16 protein-coding genes are annotated in these 21,374 nt (G+C 70.7%); 4 read left to right on the top strand and 12 right to left on the bottom strand.

Translation table 11 applies throughout. From position 1 onward, the window contains the following. Positions 1-171: 171 nt before the first annotated feature. From purH to POL72_RS26520, 6 genes are all read right to left on the bottom strand, one after another. Positions 172-1,740 carry a bifunctional phosphoribosylaminoimidazolecarboxamide formyltransferase/IMP cyclohydrolase gene (gene purH, locus POL72_RS26545; protein WP_272098366.1) on the bottom strand — a complete coding sequence of 523 codons (1,569 nt, stop codon included), beginning with the start codon at positions 1,738-1,740 and terminating at the stop codon, positions 172-174. A gap of 63 nt (positions 1,741-1,803) precedes the next feature. Next, positions 1,804-4,296 carry an endopeptidase La gene (gene lon, locus POL72_RS26540; protein ID WP_272098365.1) on the bottom strand — a complete coding sequence of 831 codons (2,493 nt, stop codon included), beginning with the start codon at positions 4,294-4,296 and terminating at the stop codon, positions 1,804-1,806. A 206-nt stretch (positions 4,297-4,502) separates the two neighbouring features. After that, positions 4,503-5,759, bottom strand: coding sequence for an ATP-dependent Clp protease ATP-binding subunit ClpX (clpX, locus tag POL72_RS26535; RefSeq protein WP_012235779.1), 1,257 nt, complete (start codon positions 5,757-5,759; stop codon positions 4,503-4,505). Positions 5,760-6,241: 482 nt separating this feature from the next. After that, positions 6,242-6,886, bottom strand: coding sequence for an ATP-dependent Clp protease proteolytic subunit (locus POL72_RS26530; RefSeq protein ID WP_012235778.1), 645 nt, complete (start codon positions 6,884-6,886; stop codon positions 6,242-6,244). Positions 6,887-7,183: 297 nt separating this feature from the next. Beyond that, positions 7,184-8,452: a trigger factor gene (gene tig / locus POL72_RS26525; RefSeq protein ID WP_272098364.1), complete on the bottom strand. Its 1,269-nt coding sequence runs from the start codon at positions 8,450-8,452 to the stop codon at positions 7,184-7,186. 266 nt (positions 8,453-8,718) lie between these two features. Next, positions 8,719-8,880 (bottom strand): transcriptional regulator, encoded by a 162-nt coding sequence (locus tag POL72_RS26520; protein ID WP_272098363.1) that lies wholly within the window; start codon positions 8,878-8,880, stop codon positions 8,719-8,721. A 696-nt stretch (positions 8,881-9,576) separates the two neighbouring features. On the opposite strand from POL72_RS26520, the gene POL72_RS26515 reads away from it, so the two are divergent. Next, complete coding sequence (locus POL72_RS26515; RefSeq protein ID WP_272098362.1) at positions 9,577-10,512, top strand: ParA family protein; 936 nt, start codon at positions 9,577-9,579, stop codon at positions 10,510-10,512. Beyond that, the gene (locus POL72_RS26510) at positions 10,509-11,420 is read left to right on the top strand and encodes a ParB/RepB/Spo0J family partition protein (protein WP_272098361.1); all 912 of its coding nucleotides are present in this window, start codon (positions 10,509-10,511) and stop codon (positions 11,418-11,420) included. Before POL72_RS26515 ends, POL72_RS26510 begins: the two co-directional genes overlap by 4 nt. Before the next feature lie 182 nt (positions 11,421-11,602). On the opposite strand, the gene POL72_RS26505 is transcribed toward POL72_RS26510, so the two are convergent. Genes POL72_RS26505 through POL72_RS26490 form a run of 4 tightly spaced genes read right to left on the bottom strand, consistent with a single transcriptional unit; the run spans position 11,603 to position 16,693 of the window. Continuing rightward, entirely contained in the window at positions 11,603-12,679 is a 1,077-nt protein-coding gene (locus tag POL72_RS26505) for a tetratricopeptide repeat protein (RefSeq protein WP_272098360.1), read from the bottom strand. Continuing rightward, complete coding sequence (gene glnD / locus POL72_RS26500) at positions 12,676-15,537, bottom strand: [protein-PII] uridylyltransferase (protein ID WP_272098359.1); 2,862 nt, start codon at positions 15,535-15,537, stop codon at positions 12,676-12,678. Before glnD ends, POL72_RS26505 begins: the two co-directional genes overlap by 4 nt. A gap of 19 nt (positions 15,538-15,556) precedes the next feature. Beyond that, on the bottom strand, positions 15,557-16,390 hold the full coding sequence (locus tag POL72_RS26495; RefSeq protein ID WP_272098358.1) for a CheR family methyltransferase: 834 nt from the start codon (positions 16,388-16,390) through the stop codon (positions 15,557-15,559). Between the two features lie 15 nt (positions 16,391-16,405). Then, on the bottom strand, positions 16,406-16,693 hold the full coding sequence (locus POL72_RS26490; RefSeq protein ID WP_272098357.1) for a hypothetical protein: 288 nt from the start codon (positions 16,691-16,693) through the stop codon (positions 16,406-16,408). Between the two features lie 111 nt (positions 16,694-16,804). Here POL72_RS26490 and POL72_RS26485 point away from each other — a divergent pair, with 111 nt between their 5' ends. Continuing rightward, positions 16,805-17,725, top strand: a complete 921-nt coding sequence (locus tag POL72_RS26485) for an ABC transporter ATP-binding protein (protein ID WP_272098356.1) — start codon at positions 16,805-16,807, stop codon at positions 17,723-17,725. A gap of 227 nt (positions 17,726-17,952) precedes the next feature. On the opposite strand, the gene POL72_RS26480 is transcribed toward POL72_RS26485, so the two are convergent. Then, entirely contained in the window at positions 17,953-19,527 is a 1,575-nt protein-coding gene (locus tag POL72_RS26480; protein ID WP_272098355.1) for an ATP-binding protein, read from the bottom strand. Positions 19,528-19,616: 89 nt separating this feature from the next. Here POL72_RS26480 and crcB point away from each other — a divergent pair, with 89 nt between their 5' ends. Further along, on the top strand, positions 19,617-20,000 hold the full coding sequence (crcB, locus tag POL72_RS26475) for a fluoride efflux transporter CrcB (protein ID WP_272098354.1): 384 nt from the start codon (positions 19,617-19,619) through the stop codon (positions 19,998-20,000). Between the two features lie 69 nt (positions 20,001-20,069). Here the strand turns inward: crcB and POL72_RS26470 are convergent, their stop codons facing one another. Next, a complete protein-coding gene (locus tag POL72_RS26470) occupies positions 20,070-21,095 on the bottom strand; it encodes a hypothetical protein (protein ID WP_272098353.1) in 1,026 nt (341 codons plus the stop codon). Positions 21,096-21,374: the final 279 nt, after the last annotated feature.

Raw genomic sequence — 21,374 nt, 5'->3', positions numbered from 1 at the left:
GCACAGCGCTTTGCCCAGGCGCAGCGTTGACCATCATCACAGTCAAGGCGCAAAGGTCAACTTTTCTGCGAGCGTGACCCACCCCTCCGGCGCAAGGGAGAGGGAGCGCGCGCGCCCCGGGATGGGGAGGCGCCAGGCCGGTCCGTGGCGGGACCGCGGCGCCTGGCCAGCTCAGTGACGGAAGTGCCGGGCCCCTGTGAACACCATCGCGATCCCCGCCGCGTCGGCCGCGGCGATGACCTCCGCGTCCTTGACGCTGCCTCCAGGCTGCGCGACCGCCGTGATCCCGTGCTCCGCGGCGAGCACCACGTTGTCCGGAAACGGGAAGAACGCGTCCGACGCGAGGACGCTCCCGCGAGCCCGCTCGCCCGCCTTGCTGCAGGCGATGCGCACGCTCTCGACCCGCGACATCTGTCCGGCGCCGATACCGACCGTCCTCCCGGGAATCGCGAGCACGATCGCGTTGGATTTCACGTGCTTGCAGACGCGCCAGCCGAGATCGAGCGCCTCGATCTCCTCCTCCGTGGGCGCGCGCTTCGTCACGACCCGGCCGCCGCGCACCTCGCCGGCCGCCGAGGCGTCCCGCTCCTGGACCACCAGGCCCCCGCCGACACGCTTGAACGTCAGCTCCCGGTGATCCGCGGGCAGGAGCGCGCCGGTCGCCAGCAGCCGGAGGTTCTTCTTGGTCCGGAGCACCTCCAGCGCCTCGGGCGCATAGGCGGGCGCCACCACGCACTCCAGGAACGTCTCGACGAGCACCTCGGCGGCCGCGCGGTCGACCTCGCGGTTCAGGGCGACGATCCCGCCGAAGGCGCTGACGGCGTCCGCCTCGCGCGCCGTCCTGTAGGCGGCCGCGAGGCTGTCGCCTGTCGCGACGCCGCACGGGTTCGTGTGCTTCACGACGACCGCGGCAGGCTGCGTGAACTCGCGCACCGCCTCGAACGCGGCGTCCACGTCGACGAGGTTGTTGAACGAGAGCTCCTTGCCGCCCGCGCCCAGCGACTCCGCCAGCGCCAGCGACCCCGCGGCCGCGCCCCGCTCACGATAGAAGGCGCCGGACTGGTGCGGGTTCTCGCCGTACCGGAGCGGATAGGCCCGCTCGAGAGCGAGCGTGAGGAAGCGCGGATAGGCCTCGCGCTGCGCGGCGTTCGGCTCACCGTCCTCGGGCAGCGAGGACAGGTAACCGGACACCATCCCGTCGTAGGCCGCCGTGTGCGCAAACGCCTTGGTGGCGAGCCGGCGGCGGGTGGCGCTCGACACCTCACCTTGCCTGTCGATCTCGGCGAGCACAGCATCGTAGTCGGCCGGATCGACCACCACCGCGACGCGCGCGTGGTTCTTGGCCGCGCTCCGCACCATCGACGGCCCGCCGATATCGATGTTCTCGATGATCTCGGGGTGCGTGACCCCTGGCTTCCGGACGGTCGCCTCGAAGGGATAGAGATTGCACACCACGAGATCGATCGGCGCCCCGCCGAGCCGCGCGAGGTCCTCGTCGTCGATTGCGCCGCGCATCAGGATGCCGCCGTGCACGCGAGGATGGAGCGTCTTCACCCGGCCATCCATCACCTCGGGAGAGCCGGTATAGGCCTCCACCCCGATGACCGGCACGCCGGCGTCCGCGAGCGCCCGCTGCGTCCCCCCGGTCGAGAGGATCTCCACGCCCTTCTCCGCGAGCCGCCTGGCCAGCGGGAGCAGTCCCGTCTTGTCGGATACCGAAATCAGTGCGCGTCGAATCATTGCGACGCACAGCTAGTGCGTCTCTGCGGCGACCGCCAGCCTATCCGACGGGCGCCGCCGCGCTCACGCGCCGGGCGGCGCGGCCGGCGTCGGCTCGCCCGCCGCGGCCGGCGGCGCCTTGACCGACGCCGCCTCGGTGACGAGCTCGCCGTCCCGGTACTCCAGGACGCCCTTGGGCGGCCCGAAGACCGCATAGGAGTCGGGCAGGATCAGCGCCTCACGGAGCACGTCGTCGACGTGCTCGACGAGCACGAGCCGCAGCGCCTTCAGCACCCGCCGCGGCACGTCCCGGAGATCCTTCCGGTTCTCCTTCGGCAGGATGACGGTCGCGATGCCGCCGCGATGGGCCGCCAGCAGCTTCTCCTTGAGCCCGCCGATCGGCATCACGCGGCCGCGCAGGGTGATCTCGCCCGTCATCGCGAGATCCCTCCGGACAGGCACCTTCATCAGCGCGCTCACGAGCGCGGTCACCATCGTGACGCCGGCGCTGGGCCCGTCCTTGCGGACGAAATCGGGGAAGTGAATGTGGACGTCGACCTTCTGATAGACATCCGCGTCAAGCCCGAGGCGATCGAGGCGCGAGCGGACATAGCTCATCGCCGCGTGCCCGCTCTCCTCCATCCCCTTCTCCAGCAGCCCGGTGATCACGAGCTTGCCCTTGCCCGGCACCACCGTCGCCTCGGCCGGGAGCAGATCGCCCCCGACGTTGGTCACGGCGAGGCCGTTCACGAGGCCCACCTCGTCGCGCTCCTCGCGCCGGCCGAGCCGGTACTTGGGGACGCCGAGGTACTTCGGGATGCTCTTCGCGACGACCTCGATCGGCTTCTCCTTGCCGTCGGACACCACCCGCCTGGCCACCTTGCGGCAGACGCTCGCGATCTCGCGCTCCAGCGAGCGCACGCCGCTCTCCTTCGTGTAGTGGTGGATGATCGTCCGGAGCGCGCCCTCCGTGAAGTCGAGCGACACGTCCTCGAGGCCGCACTCCTTCCGCTGCCGGGGCACGAGGTACTTCACCGCGATGTTCAGCTTCTCGAACTCCGTGTAGCCCGAGAGCTGAATGACCTCCATGCGGTCCTGGAGCGGCACCGGGATGCCAGAGAGCGTGTTCGCCGTTGTGATGAACATCACGTCGGAGAGATCGTAATCGAGATCCAGGTAATGGTCGTTGAACGTGTGGTTCTGCTCCGGATCGAGCACCTCGAGCAGCGCAGCCGCCGGATCCCCGCGGAAGTCGGTCGACATCTTGTCGACCTCGTCGAGCAGGAACACGGGGTTGTTCGTCCCGACCTTCTTGAGCGACTGGATCAGCTTGCCGGGCAGCGCGCCGATGTACGTCCGCCGGTGGCCGCGGATCTCCGCCTCGTCGCGCACGCCGCCGAGCGACAGCCTCACGAACTTGCGCCCCGTCGCCCGCGCGATCGACTTCGCCAGGCTCGTCTTGCCGACGCCGGGCGGCCCGACGAAGCAGAGCACCGGGCCCTTGAGCTTCTTCGTGAGCGCCTGGACCGCCAGGTACTCGAGGATCCGCTCCTTGATCTTCTTGAGGCCGTAGTGATCCTCATCGAGGATCCGCTCGGCCTCGACGAGGTCATAACGCTCCTCGCTCTTGTCGTACCAGGGGAGCTCCAGGATCCAATCGATGTAGTTGCGCACCACGGTCGCCTCGGCGCTCGTGGGGTGCATCATCTTCAGCTTCTTGAGCTCCTTCTTGACCTTCGCGGCGGCCTCCTTGCTCATCCGCTTGGTCTTGAGGGCCTCTTCGATCTCCTGGATCTCGTTCTTGAACTCGTCGCGCTCGCCGCCGCCCAGCTCCTTCTGGATGGCCTGCATCTGCTCGTTGAGGTAGTACTCCTTCTGCGTCTTCTCCATCTGCTTCTTGACGCGACTCCGGATCTTCTTCTCCACTTGGAGAATCTCGATCTCGGCCTGCATCAACTCGATGAGACGCTCGAGCCGCTTCTGCGGCTCCTCCATTTCGAGCAGCGCCTGCCGGTCGGTCAGTTTGATGGTCGGCAGGTTGGCGATGATGGTGTCGGCCAGCCGCGAGGCCTCGTCGATGGCCTGCACCGCCATCAGGACCTCGGGCTGGATCTTCTTGTTGAGCTTGACGTACATCTCGAACGTCGACTGGACCGAGCGCATCAGCGCCTCGACCTCGACGCTCGCGACCGAGCTCTCGACGATCTCGTCGTACTCGATCAGGAAGTACGCATCGCTCTGGACGTAGCGGCGGATGCGCGCCCGGCGCTTGCCCTCGATGAGCACCTTGACGGTGCCGTCCGGGAGGCGGAGCAGCTGCATGATGGCGCCGACCGAGCCGACGCCGAAGATGTCGTCCGGCGTCGGATCGTTCGTCTTCGCGTTGCGCTGCGCGGCGAGGAAGATCTCCTTGCCGCGGTTCATCGCCTCGTCGAGCGCGGCGATGCTGCGCTCGCGCCCGACGAACAGCTGCGAGACCATGTGTGGAAAGACGATGATGTCGCGAAGCGGGAGCAACGGGACGATCCCGCGCTCGGGTGCGTTCTTGCCGCGATCACTGTCGTTCTTGAAGAACATCCGCCGTCTTTCCGGGAGTGTCGGGAGGTCGGGGCACCCCCGCCTCGGTTGTCAAATGCCTTGGTTTGATGCTGAACTTCCGCCGGCTCGTCCCGCTGCCCTCCAGGGACACGCGGCGCCGGCACGCTCAAAGGAGCCTCCGGGGGGCGAGGGCTCGGCTCGGGCCGAGCCTTGCGCCCCGGCCCGCGGCCCCCCGGGGGCGAGCGCTACGCGAGCTCCGCCTCCTTCGTGTACACGATGAGCGGAGGCTCGTGCTTCACGATCACGTCCTCGCTGACGACGACCTCCTTGATCCCCGTGCGGGACGGGACGTCGTACATGATGTCGAGCATCGCCGACTCGAGGATCGCGCGGAGGCCGCGGGCGCCGCTGTTCCTCTCGAGGGCCTGGCGGGCCACCGCCACGAGCGCGCCCCGGGTGAACTTGACCTTCACCCCGTCCATCTCGAAGAGCTTCTGGTACTGCTTGACCAGGCTGTTCTTCGGCTTCGTGAGGATGTCGATGAGCGCCTCCTCATTCAGCTCGTGGAGCGTCGCCACGACCGGCAAGCGCCCGATGAACTCCGGGATGAGCCCGAACTTGAGGAGGTCCTCCGGCTGGACGACGCTGAGCAGATCGCCCAGCTTGAAGTCCTTCTTCGCCTTGATGTCGGCGCCGAAGCCGAGGGTGTTCTGGCCGATGCGCCGCTGGATGATCTGATCGAGCCCGACGAACGCGCCGCCGCAGATGAACAGGATGTTCGTCGTGTCGACCTGCAGGAAATCCTGCTGCGGGTGCTTGCGCCCGCCCTTCGGGGGCACGTTGGCGATCGTCCCCTCGATGATCTTGAGCAGCGCCTGCTGCACGCCCTCGCCGGAGACGTCGCGGGTGATGCTCGGGTTGTCGCTCTTCCGGCTGATCTTGTCGATCTCGTCGATGTAGACGATGCCGCGCTGCGCGCGCTCGACGTCGTGATCCGCGTTCTGGAGGAGCTGGACGATGATGTTCTCGACGTCCTCGCCGACGTACCCGGCCTCGGTCAGCGTCGTCGCGTCCGCGATGGCGAAGGGGACGTTGATGATCTTGGCGAGCGTCTGCGCGAGGAGGGTCTTGCCGGAGCCCGTCGGCCCCAGCAGGAGGATGTTCGACTTGGACAGCTCTACGTCGTCCGAGGAGACCCGGCTGTCGATGCGCTTGTAGTGGTTGTGCACCGCCACAGCGAGGATCTTCTTGGCGCGGTTCTGGCCGACGACGTACTCGTCCAAGGTCGCTTTGATGTCGGCGGGCTTGGGCACCGGGGTCGACCCCGCGTACGGCTCGTCCTTCTCGACCTCCTCCGCGATGATGTCATTGCACAGCCCGATGCACTCATCGCAGATGTAGACCGTGGGGCCCGCGATGAGCTTCTTCACCTCTTTCTGCGACTTGCCGCAGAAAGAGCAGCTTAGATTGCCATTCGAGTGATCGTCCCGCCTTCGCTCCACTTCGACCCTCAGTGCGGTCTGCCGACGCTACCGCTTCAATGAGAGGTGGGGTCCCGCCGCGGCGGCGGCCCCTCCAACTTGCGCCGGGAACGGCTTCCACCGTTCCCTGGATTTTCAGCGATGCGCAGCCAAACGCCGCGCTCGGATTCTAGTGCGGTGCCCGTACCGTCGCAAGCTAACGGGGGTGGTCTCCAGCCTGTGGCCGAAGTCAGGGAATCACCCGATGGCGCCCCGCTGTCGGCCGCCGACGAGGCCGCACGTCGCACGAAAAGCGCGAAAAACAGCGGATCGAGCGAGCACAGCGCGGCGCGCAAGGAGCCGCTCCCGCGTGCTCCGCTCCCGCGCGCCCGCGCGCAATGCCCCGCCCGCCACAGCGGCGGGGCGTGGCATCGTGACGCCGCGCGACGGCGCGCCGCGGCCCGGTGCGACGCCGCGCCGAGCTTCGGCCCCAGCACGCCCGCCGGACGCGGCGGCGCGGCCACCTACTTGTTCCGCTTCGGGAAGACCTCGTCGATCAGGCCATACTCCTTGGCCTGCGTCGCGCTCAGGTAGAAGTCGCGCTCGATGTCCTTCGCCAGCTCGTCCCGGTTCTTGCCGGTCGCGTCGACGAGGATGTCGATCAGCGTCTCCTTGATCTTCTTGATCTCGCGCGCCTGGATCTCGATGTCCGTCGCCTGACCGCGCGCGCCGCCGAGCGGCTGGTGGATCATCATCCGCGCGTGCGGCAGCGCGAAGCGCCGACCCTTGCGGCCGGCGCCGAGCAGCACGGCGCCCATCGACGCGGCCTGGCCGATGCACATCGTCGACACCGGGCAACGCACGTACTGCATCGTGTCGTACATGGCGAGCCCCGACGTCACGACGCCGCCCGGGCTGTTGATGTAGACCTGGATCTCCTTCTCGGGATCCTCGCTCTCCAGGAAGAGGAACTGCGCGATCACGGCGTTCGCGACGAAGTCGTCGATTTCCGTGCCGATGAAGACGATGCGATCCTTGAGGAGACGGCTGAAGATGTTCCACTCCCGCTCGCCGCGGTGGGTCACCTCGGTGACCGTCGGGAGGATGTAGGCCTTCTCGCGTTCGAGAAACTCGATGGCTTGGGTGCGGGTTTCGACTCGTCGGGTCATCCGGTGCTCCGGGGGGTTCGCTGCCGCGCGGCAGGGGCTCTACTCCTGGGCCAGACTGCGTCCGATCGCAAGACCGAACGCGCCCAAGGTTACCGGAAATATCGGCCGCTCGCCGCGCGGCGCACGGAACACGCGGCGCGCTGCGGCTCGCTCGATCCAGGCGCGCGCACCCGATGTCGATCGAGAGCGCGAGAGGCGCGACCTGGACAAACGGCGCACGCCGGCGCAGCAGAGCTGAGGCGCCGGCGTGCGGAGCAGAGGTCCGGCCATTCCGCGCCGGACTTTTGCTGGGCGGGGCTAGCTCGCGTCCGCGACCTTCGCCGCAGCCTCGATGATGTCGAGGATCTTGTCCTCGAGGATCATCCCGGCGAAGAGCTCGCGCTTCTGGGGCTCGCGGTACTCCGCCTTGATCTTCGCCACGTTCTTGCCGGTCTGCTCGGCGAGCTCTTCGTAGCCCTTCTCGAGATCGGCCTCGGTGATCTTGACCGCCTTCGCCTTCGCGATCTCGGCCATGACCAGGCCCGCGCGCACCTTCATCTCGGCGTCGAGCCGCACGCGGGCGCGGAACTCAGGCGTCGGATCGACGCGCTGCCCCTGCCTCCGCGCCGTCGCGAGCAGCTCGCGCTCGGCGAGCTGCGCCTGCTGGTCGACGAGCGACGGCGGGACCGGGATCGGGTTCGCCTTGCAGAGCTCCACGACGAGCTGCTCGGCGACGGCGTCGCTCGCCCGCTGCGTCAGCTCCTTCTCGATCTTCTTGCGGAGCGACTCGCGGAGCGCGGACAGGCTCTCGTCGCCGCAGTCCTTCGCGAACTCGTCGTCCACCTCCGGGAAGATGCGCTCCCGCAGATCCTTCAGCGTGATGTGGAAGGTCGCCTGCTTGCCCCGCAGATCCGCGTTGGAGTGCTGCTCGGAGAACGTGACCTGGACGTCCTTCGACTGGCCGGGCGTCATCCCGGCGAGGGCGTCCTCGATCTCCTTGAAGACCTGGCCGCTGCCGAGCTCGGTCTCGATCTCCTGCTCCTTCGTGTCGCGCAGCGCGCCGCCGACCTCGAGGGTGAACGCGATCGTCGCGACATCCCCCTTGGCCGCGGGGCGCTCCGGATCGGGCGCCTGCAGCGTCGAGTGCTCGCGCCGGAGGGCGGTGATCTCGGCGTCGATCATCTCGTCCGTCGGCGTGGTCGAGGGGCGCTTCACCTCGAAGCCCTCCCACTTCACCTCGGCGATGTCGGGGCGGACCTCGAAGCGGGCCTTGTACGAGAACGTGTCGTCAGGGCGGAGCTCGGTGGGCGCGATCGCCGGCTGGGACAGGGGCTGCACCTGCTTGTCGGCGAGCGCCTGGTTCAGCGTGGCGTCGACGAGCCGCTGGGCGACATCGGCATGGATGCGGCCGCCGTAGAGGTGCGCGAGCACCTGGCGCGGCGCCTTGCCAGGCCGGTAGCCCCGGACCCGGGCCGTCCGCTGGAGCGCCGTATAGGCCTTGTCGACCTCGCTCCGGACCCGGTCCGCGGGGACCTCCACCTGAAACTCCATCAGCACGGGAGAAAGCTTTTCGACGTTGACTTGCATGGCGGTTTTTTCGAAGGGCGGCACTCGTGCCACGCGTCGCTGGGGGGGTCAAGACGAGCGACAGGACGCTGCTTTAAAAAAAAAAGGAGCCCCGGCGGAGAGGCGGCCGCCGGGGCTCGGATCCCGGGAGGGATCGTGCAAGCTGATGTGCAGCGCTGGCGCTGGCGACGCGACGTCACGGGGCAGCAGCGCCGAGCGCAACCGCGAGGACGTGCGAGCACGTGCGAGGACGTTGAAAAGACCTCCCGCGCGCCGCGCCGCCGCGCTCAGTCGTCCGAGGCGTCGAACGGGTCCTTTTCGAAGTCGAGCTCGGCGTCGAAGGACCCCTCCTCCTCGACGATGTCCTCGAGCGAGAAGCCCACGCGGTTCGGGCGGAGAATCTCCCGCTCGAACTCTGCAAAGTTCTGATACGACCTGGGAAGCGGCATCTGTCCTCCTCACATGTGCCGAGGCGACGTCGGTGCGTCGGTCTGCTCGGCGAAGCTGGGCACCACGTCCGTGATCAAGGGGCGGTCGGCGTCGGCCCGCGACTCGAGGTCGAAGGCGGACGACGGCGCGAACCGAGCGCCGACCTGCGTTGAAGCGAAGGCGAAAGCACAAGGACCTGCGCAGGCGCGAGCGGCGCAGCGCCGCGCCCGTCGCACCAGAAGGCGCGCGCGAGGACCCGATCGACGGGCCCCGGGTCGCAGCAGGCCAGCAGCGCCCCGCCGAGGCCGAAGCAGCGGCCTCGCCTCGAGGCTCGCCCGCGCGCCCATGCCTTCGCCGTTCGGCCACCTTTGCCTACATCAAGCGACATGTGGGCACTGTAGATACGCCTGCCGTTCAGGCCAACAATCCGGCACGCGAAGGGTGGGGATGACGGCGAGCGGAGGACGACGCCCCGCGCGGGTCCGCGCCCTCCCGGGGGGCCCCAACACAGCGTCCAGGGCGCGTCCTGGGTGCCGCAGCCCAGCGTCCAGGGCGTCTCAGGACGCCCGCGGCGGCAGCGCGCTGGGCCCGCGCGCCGGACCGACCGCGCTGGACCGACCCGCACGCTCGGTCGAACGTTTGTGTCGAGGCGCCCGCTTCTCTCGACGTGCCGATGGGGGTCGTGTAAGCAGCCTGGTCGGACGCGACACAGCACGATGCCATCGCCCAACGAGGGGGGCGCGCCCGGCAAGCCCGGCGCCGCCCCCAAGCCTTCGCCTGTCATCTTCGCCGTCGCCAACCAGAAGGGGGGCGTCGGCAAGACCACGACCTCGGTCAACCTGGCCGCGAGCTTCGCCGCGGCAGAGTACCGCACGCTGCTCGTCGACTGCGATCCGCAGGGGAACGCGTCGAGCGGCGTCGGCGTGCGGCGCGGGAGCTTCGAGCTGTCCCTCTACGACGTCCTGATCGGGCGAGCGGCGCTGACGGACGCGATCGTGCCGACCGAGGTGCCGCTCCTCGGCGTGGTGCCCGCGACCCAGGACCTCGTCGCGGCGGAGCTCGAGCTGGTCGACGCGGACGATCGCGCTGTGCGGCTTCGCAACGCGCTGCGCCCGCAGCTCGCGGGCTACGACTACGTCGTGCTCGATTGCCCGCCGTCGCTCGGGCTCCTGACGCTGAACGCGCTCACCGCGGCGCACCGGGTGCTGGTGCCGCTCCAGTGCGAGTACTACGCGCTCGAGGGGCTGACGCACCTGATGGCGACCATCGACCGGGTGCGGAGCGTCTTCAACGCGGAGCTCACGGTCGAGGGCGTCGTCCTCACGATGTACGACGGGCGCAACTCGCTCACCCACCAGGTGGCCGACGAGGTGAAGGCGCACTTCCGCGTCTTCGACGCGATCATCCCGCGCAACGTGAAGCTCAGCGAGGCGCCGTCGCACGGCAAGCCGGCGCTGCTCTACGACGCGCAGTCGAAGGGGGCGCAGGGCTACCTGAGCCTCGCGCGCGAGATCCTGGACGGCCCGCCCGCCGCCGCGGCAGACACGAAGAAGAAGCCGCGCGGGGACGCCGTCGAGGCGGAGCCGCCGGCCGAGCCTTCGCCCCCGCAGAACCCCGGAGAGCGCGCGAGGGACGCACGACCCAGATCATGAATGCCGATCAGAAAGGGGCGCGGCGCGCGCTCGGACGGGGGCTCGACGCCCTGCTCCCGGCGGCGCCGCCGGCGACAGCGACGGCGGCCGAAGGGCGCAGCGTGTTCGTGTGCGCGATCGAGAAGATCGTCCCGCAGAAGGGGCAGCCGCGGCAGCACTTCGACGAGACGGAGCTGGAGGAGCTCACCGGCAGCATCCGCGAGCACGGGCTCATCGAGCCGCTCATCGTGCGCCGGACGCAGGCGGGGAACGACGCCTTCGAGCTCATCGCGGGCGAGCGGCGGTGGCGCGCCGCGCAGCGCGCGGGGCTCAGGGAGGTGCTCGTCGTCGTCAAGGACGTCTCCCCCAAGGAGGCGTTCGAGCTCGCGCTCGTCGAGAACGTGCAGCGGGCCGACCTCAACCCGATCGAGATCGCCGAGGCGTTCGACCGGCTGCTGCGCGAGCACAGCTACACGCACCAGACCCTCGCCGAGCGCGTCGGCAAGGACCGCACGACGATCGTCAACTCGCTCCGGCTGCTCCGGCTGCCGCCGCGGATCCGCACCATGGTCATCTCGCGCGAGCTCAGCGAGGGCCACGCGCGCGCGCTGCTCGGCGCGCCCAGCGACAAGGTGATGGCCGACGTCGCGGAGCGGACCGTCCACGGCAAGCTCCCCGTCCGCAAGGTCGAGGCGCTGATCAAGGCGGCGAAGGAGAGGGAGATCCGGGCCGCCGAGGGCGAGGGCGAGGAGGCGGGCGAGAAGAAGCGCGGGGGGAAGTCGCCTGCGATCAAGGACCTGGAGGCGCGGCTCGCGCGGCGGCTCGGGACCCGCGTCGAGGTGCGCGACCAGGGCGGCCACGGCGAGCTCGGCATCACCTATGGCTCGCTCGACGAGCTCGACAGGATCATCGCGCTGCTCGGCGCGTGAGCCTGCTCGGTCGGGACCGCGGGCGGTGGGGTGCTGCGGCTGAAGGCGGGATCTTTTGAACCGCCAAGGGCGCCAAGGACGCCAAGAAAACATAAAAATCTTGGCGTCTTATGGCGCCTTGGCGGTTCGACCCTTCCGCCGGGTGACGGAGCTCCGCCACCGTCCAGGCGCGCGGCCGGGCGCTACTTCAGCCTGGCGCTGAGCTCCTTCACCTTGGCGCGGGCGCGCTTGCCGATCTCGGTGTCACCCCCGTGCTTCCCGGCCTCCGTGAGCGCGGCGATCGCGCTCTGCGGCTTGCGTTCGGCCAGGAACGACAGGCCGAGGTAGTAGTGCGCGGCCGCGAACCGCGGGTCCACCTTGATCGCCGCCTGGTAGTCGGCGCGCGCCCCCGGCTCGTCGCCGAGCTCGTGGCGGCACGTGCCGCGGCGCACGTGGAACTCGGCCTCCGGCTTCAGCTTGATGGCGCGGTCGAACGCCGCCACGCAGTCGGCGTAGGCCTTCGCCGGCCCAAGCATCCGCCCGATCGTCGCGATCGTCGCCACGTCGTCGCCGGTCGCCGCGAGCGCCTTCTTGAGCTCGGCCGCGGCCCGGTCGAGCACCTTCGCCTCGAACAGCATCGCGCCGTAGGCGAAGCGCGTGGCGGCCGTGTCCTCGGCCTTGAGCGCCGCCTCGTAGTGCTTGCTCGCGTTCGCCACGTCGCCCTTCAGCCCGTACGCGTAGGCCAGGTTCTGGTGGAGCGCGGCCCGGTCCGGCGCCTGCTCGATCGCCTTCGAGAGGACCGCGATCGCGTCGTCCGGCCGAGGCGGCTCGTCCAGGTAGAGCGCGGCCAAGTTCAGCGCGGCGGCCTCGAGCTTTGGATCGCTCGCGAGCGCCTTCTTGTACGACGCCTCGGCGCCGGCGCGATCGTTCGTCTTCTCGTTCGCGAGGCCGAGGTAGTAATGCGCCTCGGCGCTGCCCGGCTCGTGCTCGATCGCCTGGAGGAGGTGCTGCTTCGCCTCCTCGTACTTCTCGTTCTTGATGTACGCGATGCCCCGATCCAGCGCCGTCGACGAGGCGCCCTTCGAGGCCGCCGCGTCGCTGCCTTCGGGCGGATCGGCCAGGAGCGGGTCGCGCTGCGGCTCCTGCGCCCCCCCGCACGCCGCGACGCACGCGGCGAGCGCCGCCGCCGCCAGGACCCGCTGCGCGGCGGGCCTCGCCGTCGTCGTCATCGCCGTCGCCGCCGCCGTCCACACCGCGCGCGTAAACCACCTCTCGTTCATCCGACACTCCCTTCGCCGTCCAGACCCTGGAGGACGGCGTGCAGCCGCTCCTCGACCTCTTGCGTCCGCTTGCCGTTCGCGATCTTCGTCCCGTCCGCGTCGCTCACGTAGAACACGTCGGCCACGCGCGTGCCCTCCGTGTTGATCTTGGCGACCGAGATCGAGAGGCCGAGCCGGTAGAGCGCGTCCGAGATCGCGAACAGGAGGCCGGGGCGGTCGCGCGTGAGGACCTCGATCACCGTGTGGTGCGAGGCGCGATCGTCGATGGATATCTGCGTCCGGACCTTCGGCGTCGGCCGCTCGCGCAGCGCGCCGCCCCGGCGCTTCTTGGCGAGCTCGGCGCCGGAGAGCTGCCCCGAGAGCACCCCCTGGATGTCGGTCACGAGCTTCGGGATGGCGCGGGCCACCCCCCCTACCCCTTCGCCGCGGTCGCGCACCCAGAACAGGTCGACGGCCTGCAGGCGCACGCCCGCCGGCGGGGACGAGCCTGCCCTCGCGCGGATCACGCCGCCGTCGTCCATCCCCTCGTCGTCGCACGCGCGCGAGTGGATCTGCGCCGCGTGGACCTCGAGGCGCGAGGCCGCGAGCGCGGCCGTGATCGCCGCGAGCAAGCCGGGGCGATCCGGCGCCACCACGCAGACCTCCGCGGCCTCCGGGTGGCGCGACGGGACGAGCGCGACCGAGACGCTGTTGCCGTTCGACTGCTGCTGCCGGGCGAGCTCCGAGTGCGCGGCGATCGCGGCCGGGCTGTTCGCGAGCAGGTAGCGCTCGGGCATCGACGCCAGATAGCGGGCCAGGAAGTCCCGCTGCGCGCGCCGCTCGGCCTCGCTCGCGGCCGGGAGGTCCTCGAGGGCGCCCACCGTACCGCTGATCGCGCGGGCCATCCGCTGGTCATCGATGCCGAACGGCCCCGCGTCCTCGCGCGCGCCGCGCAGGGCCCTGTCCGCGGAGAGGTACAGCTCGTCGAGCATGCGCGCCTTCCACGACGTCATCGACGTGGGGCTCGTGGTCGAGAGGTCGGCGACCGTGAGCAGGTAGAGATCGCGCAGCCCCTCGCGGCCGTGGACCTCCTGGCAGAACTCGGAGATCGTCGCGGGGTCGTCGAGATCGCGCCGGGTCGCGATGAGGTACATCACGAGGTGCTTCAGCACGAGGTGGCACGCCTCGTCGATGTCCTCCTGAGGGAAGCCGAGCCGCGCCAGGATCTTCCGGGCCATCTCGGCGCCGCGCCCGCTGTGATCGGTGCCCCCGATCGCCTTGCCCACGTCGTGCAGGAGCGTGGCGAAGAACAGCATCGTCGGCCGCGTCGCCTCGGCGGCGAGCCGGCACGCGAGCCCGAACTCGCCCGCGAGCTCGCCCCGCACGAGCGACGCCAGCCGGTCGACCGCGGCGACCGAGTGAACGTCGACCGTGTACACGTGGTAGACGTCGTGGTGGACGCGCCCGACGACCGGCAAGAACTCCGGGATCATCGCGAGCAGGAGGCCGAGGTCGTGCAGCTCGCGGACGACCGACCCGCTCTGCAGCTCCGTCTCCTTGCACGTGGCGACGAGGGTCCTGAACCGCTCGGCGGCCTCGGGGCTCTCGCGGAGCGCCGCGCAGAACGCCGGATCGCCGGCCGCGCGGACGATCGCGCCGCGCGCGTAGGGCAAGAGCGGCACGCCGCGCTCGACGGCCTCGGAGACGAGGCGCAGCGCGATCGCCGGATCGGTCCTCAGCAGATCCGGATCGCTCATCGTGATGCAGCCGTCGAAGAGGCGGACCCCGGCGCCGAGGTCCTCGTCGCGGCGGCGGCGCCGCGTCAGCGTCGGCGTGGCGCGCGAGACGATCATGTCGAGGGAGCGCGAGATGGTCCGGGCGCTCCGGTAGTAGTCGCTCATCATCCGCTCGATCGCCTCGGGCGATACGGCGGCCTCGTCAGGGGGCGGCGCGCCCTTCCGGCCGGCGTCGGCCGGACCGGCGCCCTTGCTGTAGCCGAGCGCGCCGGCGCACAGCTCCTGCTCGTCGAACGTCAGCCGGTCGGTCCTCCGCCCGGAGTGGGCGTGGAGCAGGTTGCGGATGCGCCAGAGCATCTCCGAGGCGCTCCGGATCTCCTCCGCCTCGCGCGCGACGAGCGCGCCGAAGCGGACGAGCGCGTCGAACTCGCCGACGCCGTAGCGCGCCTTCGCGGCCCAGCGGGCGACGTCGAGATCGCGCAGCCCGCCCGCGCCGTTCTTCACGTCCGGCTCCAGGAGGTAGACCGAGCCGCCGAAGCGCTCGTGCCGCTGCGCGATCTCCTTCCCGAGCCGCTCGATGAAGCGGGGCAGCTCCGAGTGCGCGAAGATGCCCGACGAGGCGCGCTGCCAGAGCGACTCCGACAGCGACGCGTCGCCGACGACGTGCCGCCAGTCGAGCAGGCTCGTCGCGGTGGGCAGGTCCTCGCGCGCGCCGTCGATGAGGTCGTCGATGGTGACGACCTGGTGCCCCACGGCGACCCCCATGTCCCAGAGCGGGTAGAGCAGCGCGTCCGCGATGGCGCTGGCGCGCTGGGCGTCGCGGGCGAGGATGCGCAGGTCGAGATCGCTCCGCAGCGCGGCCGCGCCGCGGCCGTAGCCTCCGACCCCGGCGATCGCGACCGAGTCCCACTCCTTGCGGCCGGGCCCGCCGGACTCGCGCAGCAGGTGGAAGAGGCGCGCCAGGAGATCGTCGAGCAGGCGCGCGTGGCGCCGCCCCAGGGCGACCCCGACGGCGGCCGGATCCGCGGCCGGCGTGGAGCCGCTCGGCGCCGTGCGATCGAGCTCGGCGCGCTCGCGCGCGTAGGCGGCGCGGAGCTCGGCGAGCCCGCTGGGCCTGGACGTGGGGGAGAGGTCGACGCTCATGCGGTGTCGTTCTGCTTTCTCAGGCGCCCGGGGCGCGGAAGGCGGTGACGTGCGCGTTCACCTTGATCGGCGTGAGGCCGGCGCCGCAGAGGCGCGGCGCCTCGCTCGCGGCAGAGAACAGGAGCCCGCCTGGGCCGAGCTCGGCCGCGAGGCGGCGCGCCACCGCGTCGCCGGCGGGCTCTGCGAGGTACAGGAGCACGTTCTTGAAGAAGATGATCTGGAACCCGCCGCTCGGCACGGCGTGCACCAGATCGCAGACCTCGAAGGAAACGACGTCGCGCAGCTGCTGGCCGACGTGCAGCGCTCCGCCCTTCTCTTCACAGTAGCGCTGAACGAAGGACGGGGGGAGCTGGTCGACGGCCTCGGCGGAGTAGACGGCATCGCGCGCCGCCTCGATCGCCGGAGCGGCGCGGTCGACCCCGAGCACGCTGAAGCGGCGGCCCGCGCTCGCGAGCACCATCGCCAGGGTATAGGCCTCCTCGCCGGTGCTGCACCCGGCGGAGAGGCCGGCGATCGGCAGGTCGGGCGGGAGCCTGGGCAGCACCGAGGTCGCGATGGCCTCCCAGATGATGGGGTCGCGGTAGAAGCGCGTCTCGCCGACGCGCAGCGCGCTGACGATCTCCTCGATGGCCTCCCTGTCGTCCCGCAGCCGCTCGGCGGCCGCGAGCGGCGAGACGCCGTGGCGCGCGGCCACGGCGCTGAGCACGGCGAGGACCCGCTCGCGCACCCAGCCTGGGGCGGCGAGGCTGCGGCCCAGGCCGAACCGGCGCTGCAGCTCGGCGAGCGCGAGGTCGACGGCCCGCTGAGCGGACCGCGCCGCAGGACCTCCTCCCGCTCTCGACGATCGGGCCATGGAAGGTCGTCGCGATCAGCCGAGGAAGCCGGCTTTCCTGGCCTGGGCTCCCTTGCCGCCGCCGTCGAGGGCGATGGCGAACACGTCCTTCAGCGCGAGCACGAACGTCTCGCCCTTGGTGCTGCGCGCCTTGAGGAGCCCGCCCGCGCTCGACACGGCCTCGATCTTGGTCACCGGGAGCGACACGCCGTCGTGCGCGGCGTAGAGCGTGAGCATGCGCCCTTCGGGGAGCTCGGCCCAGCCATCCTTGTCGGTCTTCGCCTCTGCTGTCTCGAGGGCTGCCTTGAGTAGGTCGTCGGTCATGAGCAACGTTTCCGTCCCGCGCCCTGCCGCGTCAAGCACGTGCTCGCCCTTACCGTGATGCAAGGCGATCGGCGTCCTGCGGGGCCTCCTCCGTGGTACCGTACGGCGCGGATGTCGAGAAGGCCGCCCAGCCAGGTCTCCCCCTCCCCGCACGCGGGCCCCCCGGAGGCGCAGCAGGTGGGCAACATGCCGCCGGGGTGGCAGCCGGGGGATCACCTCTTCGTCGACGACATCAAGAAATCGTTCGGGGCGACGAAGGTGCTGCACGGCATCACCATGCACCTCCGGCGGACCGAGACGGCGGTGATCATCGGCGGGTCGGGCGCTGGCAAGACGACGCTGCTCCGGCTGCTCATCGGGCTGGAGCGGCCGACCACCGGCCACATCTGGGTCGACGGCGTGGACATGGGCGCGCTCGGCGATTTCGAGATGAACCGGATGCGCCAGCGGTTCGGCATGGTGTTCCAGTACGCGGCGCTGCTCGACTCGCTCACGATCTTCGACAACGTGGCGTTCCCGCTGCGCGAGCACCGGAAGCACATGTCGAAGCGGGACATCCGCGACAAGGTCGTGGGCATGCTGAACTCGCTCGGCCTCGAGAACAAGGAGGACCGGATGCCGTCGGAGCTGTCCGGCGGGCAGCGCAAGCGGGTGGGCCTGGCGCGCGCGCTGATGCTGGAGCCCGAGATCCTCATCTACGACGAGCCGACCAGCGGGCTCGATCCGCTGACGAGCCGGCTGGTCGACGACCTGATCGAGGAGACGCGGGCGCGCTTCAAGGTGACGAGCGTGGTGATCTCGCACGACATGGCGAGCACGTTCCGCATCGCGCACCAGGCGTTCCTCGTGATCCAGGGGCGCGTCGTCGCGTCGGGGACGCCGGACGAGCTGGCGCACGGCGACAACGAGCAGGCGCGCCAGTTCATCGCGGCGTCGGGGGTCGCGACGGACGAGGTGTCGCGGGTGAACCGGCCTGCGCTGGCGGACGGCACGAGCGGGCGGGTGATCGAGTTCAGGAAGGCGGCGGAGTAGCCGGGGAGCGCGGGACGAGAGGTCCTGCCGGGCTGCCCGGCCCGAGCCGAGGGTGTTCGTCGCGCGGCGCGGGGACCCCGCCGGACTCGCCTGGGACAGAGCTCCTCCGGCTACGCCGGAAGAGCTCTGTCCCAGGCTCAAACATCGGCCCTCCCCGCGCCGCGCGACGAACACCCTCGGCTCGGGCCTACGCTCTTCGTTCCTGGAACCGGAGCTCGAGCGGCGCTCTACAAGCGGAGCAGCGCGGCGCGGCGGCCGCGGGGCGTCGTCGCCTCGGAGAACAGGGGTGCCGTTCGAGCGAGGCGCCCGCGGGCGTCGAAGATCACGAGCGTCCCGCGCTTCTGGCGCAGGCGCGCGAGGTAGTCGTCGAGCTGCGCGAGGCCTTCGCGGAGCGGATCCTTCTGACCCTTGCGCCACACCTTGAGCTCGACGGCACGCCGCTGGACGCCCCGGGAACCGTCGGGCTTCTGGTAGGGGAAGCGGACGAGCAGATCGATGCGCCCGCGGCCGACGCCGTACTCGCGATCGATGAAGCCGCCGCCGTTGACCGCGCGCTGGAGGAAGGCCATCAGGACGAGCTGCGGAGCGACCTCTGGGTACGGCATCCCGGAGGCGAGCACCTCGCCGTGCTCGTGCCAGAAAGCGGCGAACGCGCGGAGAAGGCGCCGGAACGCGAGGCGGCCGTCGGGCAGGCGGAAGCGCTCGGGCGGGGCGTCGATCCGCTCCTCGGCCGAAGAGGACAGGACACGGGCGATCACCTCGCGGTACATGGGGTTCGCGACGCGCAGCGGCTTGCCCTGGGCCACGAGGCCGAGATCGCGGACGTAGGAGGCGTCGTCGTCGTACGTGTCACCGCCGCCCTCGTACGTCCCGGCGAGCAAGGGCTCGAGCACGCGCCGGACGCGGGGCTCGGCGAGCTTGCTGACGAGCGAGTCGAGGTGGGTCGCACGGGCCAGGATGAGGCGCTCCTTGGCCTGCTCGACGTGCGCCCGCGTGATGGGCTCGCCGTGTGGGACGGCTATCTTTTCGACGATCTCGCGGCCGAGGGCGTTGACGAGCCATGGCTGGCCGGCGGTGAGCTCGAAGGCCCGGGAGAGCGCCGCATCGACGAAGACCTGGCCGGTGTCCTCCGTGTGCTGGGCATAGAGCGCGCGGAGCTCTTCCTCCGAGAAGTCTCCGAGCCGCAGGGACTCGAGCTTGATGTTGAACGGGCTCGCGGTGCCGAGGCGTCCGGGATCGCCGCCGCTCGCGGCCTTGTAGTCGCGTACATCGCGCAGCCCGCAGAGGATCACCGAAGCGGGGAAGTGGTCGGGACGGCTGGGGAAGCCAGCGCGGAGCTGGCGCAGGATGCTGAGAAGGCCCTGGCCGCGCAGCGAGTCGATCTCGTCGAAGATGAGGGCGAGCGGGCGCGGGCAGACGCGCGCCCAGGAGGTGAGGGCCGCGGAGAGGAGGCCCTCGTCGCCCTCGAGGGAGAACGGCGGCGGCTGGAGCTCCGGCGGCAGCGCGATCTGGGCCGCACGCGTGAGCTCGCGCAGGACGGCGCGCTGGGCAGAGCCGTAGTCGTCGCCCGCGGCGCTGCCCTCCTCGCAGGAGAAGAGGACCGCGGCGTGGCGACCCGAGGCCGTGAGCCGCTCGGCGACGACGCGCAGGGCGGTGGTCTTGCCCGTCTGCCGGGGGGCGTGGACGACGAAGTACCCCATCTGCTCCACGAGCCCCGGGGCCTCGGGCAGGCGGCTCTCGGCCGGGATCATGTAGTGCAGATCGGGGCGGCACGGCCCGGTCGTGTTGAAGCGGCGCTTCACTCGCGCCAGCGTTGGGCCAGCAGCGGATAGGACGCAAGTGCGCGGCCGCCGTTCACGATCTTCGCGACTCGAGCGAGAAGGTGAAACGAATGGAGCGGTGGTTCTGGATCGGTCTCGGTGGCGCAGCGGGAACGCTCGCCCGGTACGGGCTGTCGACGTGGTGCCAGCAGCGCTTCGGCGCCGAGTTTCCGTATGGGACGCTCGCGGTCAACGTGATCGGATCGTTCTTGCTCGGCGCCATCGGAGAGGTCGCCGCGACGACGGAGCTCCTGTCGCCGACGCTCCGCCTCAGCCTGAGCACCGGCGTCATGGGCGGCTTCACCACGTACTCGAGCTTCAACAACGAGACGATCCGGCTCATCGAGTACAAGTCGTGGGCGGCGGGGCTCGCCAACATCGCGATCACGCTGGTCGCTTGCTTGCTCGCCGGCGTCCTCGGGATGGTCGTCGCGAGGCGGCTCATCGCGGGCTGAAGGCGTCGAGACGGGCCGTGGAGGGCGCGGGCGGCACGCGGCGCCGCCCGTGGTCCAGGGGGACGAGGCTCAGCCGTCGGCGCCGAGGATCGGCGTCGTCTCTCCCTGCGCCGACGGTACGGCGCCCGGGGCGCCGCCGGCGGCCGGCGGGAGAGTCTCTCCGGCGGACGAGGGTTTCTCTCCGCCGGACGAGGGCTTCTCTCCGGCGGGCGGGGGCTTCTTGGCGGAGCTGCCGGAGCGGGCCTCGAACATCCATGCGGCCTTGTTCAGCTCGGGGACCAGGATCGTTCCATCGACCCGGCGCGCCGCGCGGAAGGCGCGGAGGATCTTCTCGATCACGACCGCGACCCGCCCGTCCTGCAGGTCGAGCGCGCGCTGCGTCACCCGCCGCCCCGCGGCGATCTGGACGCTGGCGACGCCGCGCACCCGCTGCGCCGTGGCCCGGAGCGCGGCCGCGCACTCGGCGCCGACGCCGTAGTCCTCGAGGAGCTTCGCGTCCTGCGCGGGATCGGCCCGTCGGGTCTCGTCGATGAAGCTCGCGAGCGCCTCGAGGCCCTTGGCGAGGCTCTCGGGGGAGTCTGCGCGCCCCACGACGGCGTCGACCCGCGCCATGCGGCGAGCGCCGAGCGCGTTGCGCAGGCCGTCGTAGCAGAGATCGCGCTCGCCGATGCCGTCGCGCATCGCGCTCCGCCCCTGCACCTCCAGCGCGGCCCTCGCGCCTGCGGCCTCGGTCGCCGCGGCGTCGTGCGACCGCTTCATCGCCTGGAGCCGGCCCGCCTCAGCGACGAGCAGCGGCAAGAGCGCCGCGGGCATGCGCACCTTGGCGCGCTGCGCCTCGGACAGCGAGCCCAGGATCCGCCGCGCCGAGGCGACGAAGTGCGGGACGTCATCGATGAGGCTCTGCGAGTCGATGCGCGTCCCCTCGGTGACGAGGTCCTCCTCGGGGATGCCCGCGTAGGTGCGCGCGGCGAACGCGCCATCCGCGGGGCCGAGCTCCCTCGCGAGCGCGTCGAGGGTGATGGTGGTCGATGAGACGATCGGTACCTCGGCCGGCGATGCCGCCGGCGCGGGCTTCTTGGTCTTGGAAGTGGCCATGAGAAGAGAGGCTACGGGAGGGCGCCAACGAAAGGAAAGCGGGCGCCTCTGCTGGGCAGGATCACGTCGCGACAGCCCGATCCGATGAGGCGCAGGGGCGCACCACGCCCGGGACACGGCACACAGCCGCCGGCGGGGACGCGCATGGCAGGATGCGGCGCGCGCGAAGCGCAGGATGAGCAGCGCCACGACGGCCGGGGATCGCGCGCGAGGCCGGCGGGCGAAAGCGCGGGACGGCGGTCGCACCAGCGCACCACGCGCCGGGACGCGCGCACCACG

It is taken from the genome of Sorangium aterium, from assembly GCF_028368935.1.
In the GTDB taxonomy this organism is placed as follows: Bacteria; Myxococcota_A; Polyangia; order Polyangiales; family Polyangiaceae; genus Sorangium; species Sorangium atrum.
Note: the sequence above shows the minus strand (reverse complement) of the source record. Positions and strands in the feature narration are given on the sequence as shown.